Source organism: Streptococcus suis, from assembly GCF_046032535.1.
Lineage (GTDB): Bacteria > Bacillota > Bacilli > Lactobacillales > Streptococcaceae > Streptococcus > Streptococcus suis_AK.
This window is the reverse complement of record NZ_JARQPL010000017.1, coordinates 1-7769: the sequence shown is the minus strand read 5'-3', so window position 1 is coordinate 7769 and position 7769 is coordinate 1. Positions and strand designations below refer to the sequence as shown.

Sequence of the window (7769 nt, the reverse complement as noted above, 5' to 3'; positions counted from 1 at the left end):
ACTGTTTCACTCCCCCAGACCTTTATTCGCTCTCTTGTTTCCAAGCTCATGATAAAAAGGTCCCCCGGACCTTTATTCGCTCTCTTGTTTTCAAGCTCATGATAAAAAGGTCCCCCGGACCTTTTTATTTCCCAAACAAACGTGCAAAGAAGCCTTTAGCTTGCACTTCTTCTGCCTGTGCTTTAACTTCGTCCAATTCCAACTTGAGAACTTCCTTATCAGCCATAGCTTTTAGTGTCAATTGCTGTTGCTGATCCAACTGTTTATCCTTCTCAGCAATCTGCACATCTTTGACCTTGAGTTGTTCATCTTTTTCGGCAAGTTGCTTATCTTTGGCTTTTAATTGACTATATAAGCGGATGATTTCAGCATTTTTCTCGTCAACTAAAATTTCCATCAATTCACGATGCTTGACTTCATCGCTAATCGGCTCATCTTCAAAAATGGTTGTTTTGTAGATTTCCTCCAACTTAATCAAGCCAGCACGGTTTACAACGGTCACACCCTTGTCATTTTTATCTACAAATTCTTCAGGAAGTGATTTGACACGATTATTCATAGCCTGCCGGCTCACTCCTAAAATTTCAGCTAACTCACTGACTGTTTTTTCGATTCCCATAATATCCTCGGTACTTACATTTCTCATAGTTTGTATCATTAAAATATTACCACAGAACCCTATCCCTGTCAAATCTAGGGGAATTTTCTTACCAAGCATTAGTGGATAATCACAAACCTCAAAAGCATCCTATCTCAATGCAATGTTATGTAGAAACGAAATATACATTCTATCTAATAAAACCATTTTTAGCACTCACTTGCTTGAACCAATATCCAGATTTTTTGACGGTACGCTTCTGAGTTTGGAGGTCAAGTGAGACCAAACCGTATCGGTTTTTATAGGCATTTAACCAAGACCAGCAGTCAATAAATGTCCAGACCATATAGCCCTTACAGTTCGCCCCTTCATCAATACCTCGATGGAGCTGAATCAAATGGTCTTCCATGAAGTTAATCCGATAGTCATCCTGAATCATGCCGTTCTCAGTTACCAACCATTCGATATTCCCATAGTTCTCCTGGATATTTTTGGCAATGTCGTACAGCCCTTCTTCATAAATTTCCCATAATCCCAGTTATTCCACCCTTTTCCATCACCAGCTACGCTTCCTTCACTTTGAGGACCTGAAGTAGAAGACCCCCACAAAAAACCTTCTGGAAAACGATACTCTCTTTGCTCGCCTGCCATGCTGCCACCTATTTTCCTTTAATTTACAGATTGGACATCTAATAAAACTCGACTTCCTCAGTTTCATTATACTCCCTTCGCTCCGAAATCGTCCTCTGCTATCTCAAGGAAAAACTCCACAAATCATAGCAAAGACTCAAACTACTTTCTTGATGAAAATATGATACAATAAAGGCATGAATACAGTAGATACCATTATTATCGGAGCGGGGCCAGCCGGCATGATGGCTGCGATTTCTTCCAGCTTTTACGGCAAGAAGACCCTGCTCCTCGAAAAAAACAAGCGTTTGGGCAAGAAACTGTCTGGCACAGGTGGCGGACGTTGCAATGTGACTAACAACGGTACCTTGGAAGACCTACTGGCTGGCATTCCCGGAAATGGCCGCTTTCTATACAGCGTCTTTTCTCAGTTTGACAACCACGACATTATGAATTTCTTTCAGGAAAATGGGGTCAAGCTCAAAGTCGAGGACCACGGCCGTGTCTTTCCGACCACCGACCGTTCCCAGACCATTATCAAGTGTCTGGAGATGAAGATGCTGGAAAATGGCGTGGACATCCGTACAGGGACTGAAGTGGTTTCCGTCCGCAAGATTGACGACCTCTTCCATGTCAAGACCAGCGAGGAGACCTTTACAGCACCCCAGCTGATTGTCACCACCGGCGGCAAGACCTATCCTTCTACTGGCTCGACTGGCTTTGGTCACGACATTGCCCGCCACTTCAAGCTGGAAGTCACGGAGATTGAGGCCGCTGAAAGCCCTGTTTTGACCGACTTCCCCCACAAGAAGCTCCAAGGCATTTCCCTGGACGACGTCACCCTGACCTACGGCAAGCACGTCATCACCCACGACCTGCTCTTTACCCACTTTGGCCTGTCGGGGCCTGCTGCCCTTCGTCTGTCTAGTTTTGTCAAAGGCGGCGAAACCGCATTTCTCGATGCTCTGCCGACCCATTCTGACAAAGACCTGTTTGAGCATTTAGAAATCAACAGGGAAAAATCCGTCAAGAATGCCCTCAGAGAACTCATGCCAGACCGCCTAGCAGACTTTTTCGCTGAGAATTATGACCGTAAGGTCAAACAAGTTTCCCAAAAAGACCTGACTGAACTGGTCACCCTCCTCAAAGCCTTACCTATCAAGATTACAGGCAAGATGTCCCTAGCCAAATCCTTTGTGACCAAGGGTGGCGTTGACCTCAAGGAAATCAATCCAAAAACCTTGGAAAGCAAGAAAGTCCCTGGCCTCCACTTTGCAGGGGAAGTCTTGGACATCAACGCCCATACCGGTGGCTTTAACATTACTTACTGTCTTGCAACTGGCTGGGTGGCAGGGAGTTCCTATTCTTCGTAAATCAAACTCAGACCTTGTTGACTTGATTTGATGAGTGTAAAGCTCCAGTGGAGCTTTACAGCCTGCTACCCGAAAATAAAAGGTAGCAGCGTTCTATCTACATCTAGTGTCACGAACTACGTTCGCCCTATCTCCAACCTCCAAAGGTTCCCCGAACCTTTTTGTAGCGAACTTTGTTCGCCTTATCTCCAACCTCCAAAGGTTCCCCGAACCTTTTTGTAGCGAACTTTGTTCGCCTTATATCCAACCTCCAAAGGTTCCCCGAACCTTTGGAGCTAGTCTGAGTTCGATTTCCTTTGAGTAGTACACTACTAATTATTTCATGACTGAAAATTCAAGCAAAAATATGCTTGAATTTTTTTGTTTATTAGTGTATGATATATTTATAACAATATAACAAAAGGAGATTGGCTATGCAACTGAAACTGTCTGCTATTTCTAAAAAATTTGACCACAAGATTATTCTGGAGGATGCCAGCTTTCAATTTGAACAAGGCAAGATTTACGGCTTGCTGGGACGGAACGGGGCTGGTAAGACAACCTTGTTTAACTGCATTGCCCGTAATCTGACCCTAGATAGTGGCTCGATTCAGTTTGTAAAAGGAGAAGAAACATTTGACTACGATAATACGGACATCGGTTTTACCCAGACCTATCCACAATTACCTGCTTTTATGACGGCCTATGAGTTTGTCCGTTTCTATATGGACATTCATAAGGACAAACTCAAATCTACTCGCAGTCCAGAAGAATGGCTAAACTTGGTCGGTATCGGGGAAGAAGACCAGCATCGCCTGCTCAAGGATTTTTCCCACGGTATGCAGAACAAGGTCCAGTTGCTTCTGTCTTTGATTGTCCAGCCACCTGTCCTGCTCTTGGATGAACCTCTGACGTCCTTTGATCCTGTGGCTGCCCACGAGTTTAAACAGCTGATTCGGGAGGCTAAGAAGGATTCCGTCATTATATTTTCCACCCACATCCTCCAATTAGCACAAGACCTATGTGATGAGATTGTTTTGCTCCATCACCAAGAATTGCAGGCTGTTCCAAGCGACAAACTCCACGACCCTGACTTCGAACAGGAAGTGGTTGCCTTGCTGACAACAGATTAGGAGGAGCCTATGAAAACCATTCTACGTTATTTTTGGTATCGGGAAAAGTATGCCCTCCATCGCTCCGTCAACGGATTTTTCTACTATCTACGGAAACTGCCACTTGTGGGAAAGAGCATTCCAGAGAGTATTTTCAAGTCTTACAGTTTTAAGTCTGGTCTCTTTTTGGTCCTGCACATCCTATCCATCCCCAGTCGCTTTTTGACCAAGGGCTTCTGGTTGGTTTTTCATTTCTATCATGCTTCTTTCTGGATGAATATCCTAGCTACCGGGGAACCGACCTTTTGGATTATTCTTCCAAACACTTGGCTCCTTGGCTTTATGTTCTGGTTTTTGTTTGTCGGACTAAACTATCGTTTGGGGAAGGGCTTAGACCCTGTTATCTCGAAAGCAGATAGAGAATTTATGCAGAACTTCGGTCTATCACAATCTACATTTCTGCAAAGTCAACTCTTTATCGAACCTATCCTGACTACTGTTTACTATCTTCCAGCCCTAGTTATTTTTTGCCTAATGACAAATCAATGGTTGGTCTTTCCTGTCGGCATGATGACCGTACTAGCAGGTCACCTGACTGGTCATGCTCTCAATCGTTGGTTCTTTGAACACCGTATGTTAACCCGTCGCAATTCTTGGCATGCTTGGCTATGGCTCGCATTTGTTTTTGTTTTATATGTTCTGGCTATTGTCTTCCGTCATCAGCTCTCCTTAGGTATGCTAATTCCTATCCTGCTTGTCCAACCATTTTTGATTTGGTTTAGCTACCATTATTTGAAAAGACAAACCAACCACCTTGACTATCTTTCTTACTGCATGGACGAGTCCTTACAAATGGACAAGAAAATTGTTGAGATGACCAAGGGCAATGAATACACCCGACAAGGGTTGCAGATGCAGGCAAAACTGAATATGGAAACAGGAAAGGACCTGTCCCACCTGTCTGGCATGACCTACCTAAACGCTCTGCTATTTGACCGCTACAAAAAAGTCCTCTATAAGAAGGTGCGGGACTGGGTCTTGGCACTAGTAGTCATTTTGGCAGCCCTGGAGGGGATTCGTTACTTTTTAGAGCCGTTTACCTTTACGGAAGACTACTTGCTCCAATTCTTACCGCTTTCCTTCATGATTATGTATGTAGCTTCGTCGGGCAAGGTGGTGGCTCAGATGGTCTTTGTTAACTGCGATATTTCCATGCTTCACTATCCTTTTTATCGTGAGGCTAAGACCATTATCGCTGGTTTTAACTACCGATTTTTGCAAACCTGCAAGCTCAATCTCATCTTTGCGACCAGCCTCTTTTTGGTAATCCTGATCCTGTGGCGGTTTGCTCTCAGCTTGGAAACCATTCTTCTAACTGCTCTGCTTCTGCTGAGTTTGACAGCTCTCTTCTCCTTCCACGACCTTTTTATCTACTACATCCTCCAGCCCTTTACAAAGGATATGGAGGTGGTCAACCCAGTCTATAAATTTCTCAGTGGTGCCCTCTACTGGGTAGCCTACCTCAATATCAAGCTGGAGCTTGGCAGTCACTTGTACATCCTACTCATTTCTCTGACTATGATTGCCTATGTCAGCATCGGTTACTGGATTTTGCTGAAAAAAGCCCCGCAGACTTTTAGATTGAAAGCATAAAAACAGCCTCTCGCAAGAGAAGGCTGTTTTCTCGTCATTTAGTTTCTCTTTTATTACTTCGACGCAAGAGGAAACTCCGTTTCCTTATTTCCAACTTCAAACACTCCACTGGATTGTTTGAACTCGCCTTGCCTAACTTCAGTTATGTCTGCGGCTTTTGATGTGAACATAGTTCACTTTATCCCCAGTCTCCAACTATCTCCCAGATAGTTGGAGCGAGTACTAAAAGTAAACTAAAAGACTATATTTACCAAATCCCCAAAATCGCCTGCCCAACCAGTGTCAACAGGGTCACGCCTAGCCAGCAAACTAGTCCAACAAAAAGAGCTGCTCTGCCATTTTTCACCAAAGCAAGCACATTGGTCCGCAAGCCAATGGCTGTCATGGCCATACAAATGAGAAACTTGGACAGGGTTTTGAGCGGAGTAAAAATGTCCGCACCCAGTCCAAAGTGACCTGCAAGACTTGTCACCAAACTGGCTAGGATAAAGTACAGAATGAAGGTTGGAAAACCTGCCAAGAGGGACTTCTTGTCTGCCTGCTCCCCCTTCCCTCGAGCCTGCCATATCGCCAAAACCGACGTAATGGGAATAATGGCCAGAGTCCGCGTCAGCTTGACCGTCACAGCCGTGTCCAAGGTCTGACTGCCCAGTCCGTAGAGGCTGTCCCAGATGGTTGCTGTAGCGGTGACCGACGAGGTATCATTGACCGCCGTTCCGGCGAACATCCCAAAGGCCTGACCCGAATCGGTCGAAAAACCAAGCCAGGTTGCTAAAGTTGGAAAGACCAAGGCCGCCAAGACATTAAAGAGAAAGATGACCGAGATAGCTTGTGCCACATCCTCATCATCTGCCTGAATAATGGGAGCTGTCGCCGCAATGGCTGACCCTCCACAGATAGAGGTCCCTACACCAATCAAGGTCGCTAGATGAGATGAAATGGACAACCATTTCCACATCAGAAATGCCAAAAACAAGGCAATACTGATGGTTGACAGAATAATCGGTAGAGATTGGCGACCGACTGCCAAGACCGCAGATAAGTTTAGTCCAAATCCCAAACAAATCACCGCATACTGCAAAATCTTCTTAGAGGTAAAGGTCAAGCCTGGCTGAAACGCATTTTTCCTTGAAATGTAAGAGTGCAGGCTTATCCCGATTAGAAGGGCAAAAACAGGCCCACCCACTACTGAAAACCAACTTCCTAAGCACCAGCTTATTCCAGCCAAGACTAGACAAAGTACCACACCTCTGGCATTTTCCTTAACCATAAGCCCCTCCTAGAAAATCAAGCGGAGAGCAGCTGTCGTCAAGACGCCAACTACTACTGCGAGGAGGATGTTTTTGGTCCTCAAGACCACCAAAAAGGTCGGAATGAGGGCCAGACTTTCGACGGGAAGAAGGCTGGGGAGTGTGCCCACCTCTTCGTCCATGATGCTGGACAGGGTCAGGGCAAAGATAATGGTAATCGGTAGAAAGCTGAGGAACTTGACCATGCGAGGTGGCAGGGATTTGTTCTGCGTCAGTACAAAAGGCAGGACGCGTGGTACCCAGGTCACTAGGGCTGCCGCCAGAATAATCAGTAGAATACTAGTTTTTATCATCAATCATCACCCCCACAAAACAACCTAAGAGCGTCGCCAGAAGCACCGCCACATAGGACGATACCAGCACAGACAGGCCGACATAGGCTAGACCAACCGCCAGCAAAATCAAACCGATTTTTTTCAAAGGAATAGTCCGAGCCATAGCCTCCAACTGCCCTGAGAAAATGCCGACAAACATGGCAACCAAGGCAAAATCCAAGCCAAACTGCTCAGGATTTGGAATTAAACCACCGATGAGATTGCCCAGAGTGGTAAAGATAACCCAAGAAGCATAGCCAGCAAAGTTGTTGCCGTACATCCAACTAGGGGCAATCTGCTTTTCCTCAATGTGTTTCCGCAAGAGAACCGCATAGGATTCATCTGTTAAAAATGAGCCAATCAAGATGTTGGAGCCCAGACTGTTGCCCTTAAAAATGGTCGTCGTGTGCAAGCACATGAGAAAATTCCGCAGGTTGACAAAGAAAACCGTCACCGCAATCGACAACAAGGGAGCACCTGCCAAAGTCATGGCACACATGACAAATTGGGCACTCCCTGCATAGACCAAGAGGCTCATCAAAGCCATTTCCACTGCAGAAATGCCTGAATTGACCGAAACCACTCCGCAGGCTAGACCGATACTGGCATAGCCCAGAGCTGTGGAAATAGCATCCCGCAAGCCCTCACGAAAAGCATGTTCCTTCATTCCATATCTCCTTAATAATTCGTAAAAAGTATTCTCTCATTTTCTCACATTACAACGTAACCGCCCAATAACAAAGTGTATTGAAAAAGGCTCCAAAGTCCTGTCGACTCTGGAACCTTTTTCTATTTACACG

General features: G+C 45.3%; 8 protein-coding genes and 1 pseudogene. 3 read left to right on the top strand and 6 right to left on the bottom strand.

Annotated elements, in window-relative coordinates; genetic code table 11:
* Positions 1-124: 124 nt before the first annotated feature.
* The 3 genes and pseudogenes from P7J58_RS06470 to P7J58_RS06460 form a co-directional block, all read right to left on the bottom strand.
* Positions 125-619: a DUF536 domain-containing protein gene (locus tag P7J58_RS06470; RefSeq protein WP_012774919.1), complete on the bottom strand. Its 495-nt coding sequence runs from the start codon at positions 617-619 to the stop codon at positions 125-127.
* 169 nt (positions 620-788) lie between these two features.
* Positions 789-1127, bottom strand: a pseudogene (locus P7J58_RS06465) (family 1 glycosylhydrolase); the annotation flags it as partial.
* Positions 1049-1249: a family 1 glycosylhydrolase gene (locus P7J58_RS06460; protein ID WP_408555941.1), complete on the bottom strand. Its 201-nt coding sequence runs from the start codon at positions 1247-1249 to the stop codon at positions 1049-1051. The gene P7J58_RS06460 and the pseudogene P7J58_RS06465, both read right to left, overlap by 79 nt.
* Positions 1250-1425: 176 nt before the next feature.
* Here P7J58_RS06460 and P7J58_RS06455 point away from each other — a divergent pair, with 176 nt between their 5' ends.
* From P7J58_RS06455 to P7J58_RS06445, 3 genes are all read left to right on the top strand, one after another.
* Positions 1426-2601 (top strand): NAD(P)/FAD-dependent oxidoreductase, encoded by a 1176-nt coding sequence (locus P7J58_RS06455; protein ID WP_408555942.1) that lies wholly within the window; start codon positions 1426-1428, stop codon positions 2599-2601.
* A 413-nt stretch (positions 2602-3014) separates the two neighbouring features.
* Positions 3015-3713, top strand: coding sequence for an ATP-binding cassette domain-containing protein (locus P7J58_RS06450; protein WP_408555943.1), 699 nt, complete (start codon positions 3015-3017; stop codon positions 3711-3713).
* A 9-nt stretch (positions 3714-3722) separates the two neighbouring features.
* Positions 3723-5345, top strand: coding sequence for a hypothetical protein (locus P7J58_RS06445; RefSeq protein ID WP_408555944.1), 1623 nt, complete (start codon positions 3723-3725; stop codon positions 5343-5345).
* A gap of 247 nt (positions 5346-5592) precedes the next feature.
* Here the strand turns inward: P7J58_RS06445 and P7J58_RS06440 are convergent, their stop codons facing one another.
* From P7J58_RS06440 to P7J58_RS06430, 3 genes are read right to left on the bottom strand one after another with little or no spacing between them, the layout of a single operon-like run.
* Positions 5593-6615 (bottom strand): YeiH family protein, encoded by a 1023-nt coding sequence (locus P7J58_RS06440; RefSeq protein WP_408555945.1) that lies wholly within the window; start codon positions 6613-6615, stop codon positions 5593-5595.
* A gap of 9 nt (positions 6616-6624) precedes the next feature.
* A complete protein-coding gene (locus tag P7J58_RS06435) occupies positions 6625-6948 on the bottom strand; it encodes an AzlD domain-containing protein (protein WP_408555946.1) in 324 nt (107 codons plus the stop codon).
* A complete protein-coding gene (locus P7J58_RS06430) occupies positions 6935-7636 on the bottom strand; it encodes an AzlC family ABC transporter permease (protein WP_408555947.1) in 702 nt (233 codons plus the stop codon). The genes P7J58_RS06435 and P7J58_RS06430 overlap by 14 nt, the downstream gene beginning before the upstream one ends.
* Positions 7637-7769 lie beyond the last annotated feature (133 nt).

Excerpts from the sequence above, each read along its gene's own strand:
- P7J58_RS06470 (WP_012774919.1), bottom strand. The coding sequence starts at position 619 with ATGGGAATCGAAAAAACAGTCAGTGAGTTAGCTGAAATTTTAGGAGTG.
- P7J58_RS06445 (WP_408555944.1), top strand. The coding sequence starts at position 3,723 with ATGAAAACCATTCTACGTTATTTTTGGTATCGGGAAAAGTATGCCCTC.
- P7J58_RS06460 (WP_408555941.1), bottom strand. The coding sequence starts at position 1,249 with ATGGCAGGCGAGCAAAGAGAGTATCGTTTTCCAGAAGGTTTTTTGTGG.
- P7J58_RS06450 (WP_408555943.1), top strand. The coding sequence starts at position 3,015 with ATGCAACTGAAACTGTCTGCTATTTCTAAAAAATTTGACCACAAGATT.
- P7J58_RS06430 (WP_408555947.1), bottom strand. The coding sequence starts at position 7,636 with ATGAAGGAACATGCTTTTCGTGAGGGCTTGCGGGATGCTATTTCCACA.
- P7J58_RS06440 (WP_408555945.1), bottom strand. The coding sequence starts at position 6,615 with ATGGTTAAGGAAAATGCCAGAGGTGTGGTACTTTGTCTAGTCTTGGCT.
- P7J58_RS06455 (WP_408555942.1), top strand. The coding sequence starts at position 1,426 with ATGAATACAGTAGATACCATTATTATCGGAGCGGGGCCAGCCGGCATG.
- P7J58_RS06435 (WP_408555946.1), bottom strand. The coding sequence starts at position 6,948 with ATGATAAAAACTAGTATTCTACTGATTATTCTGGCGGCAGCCCTAGTG.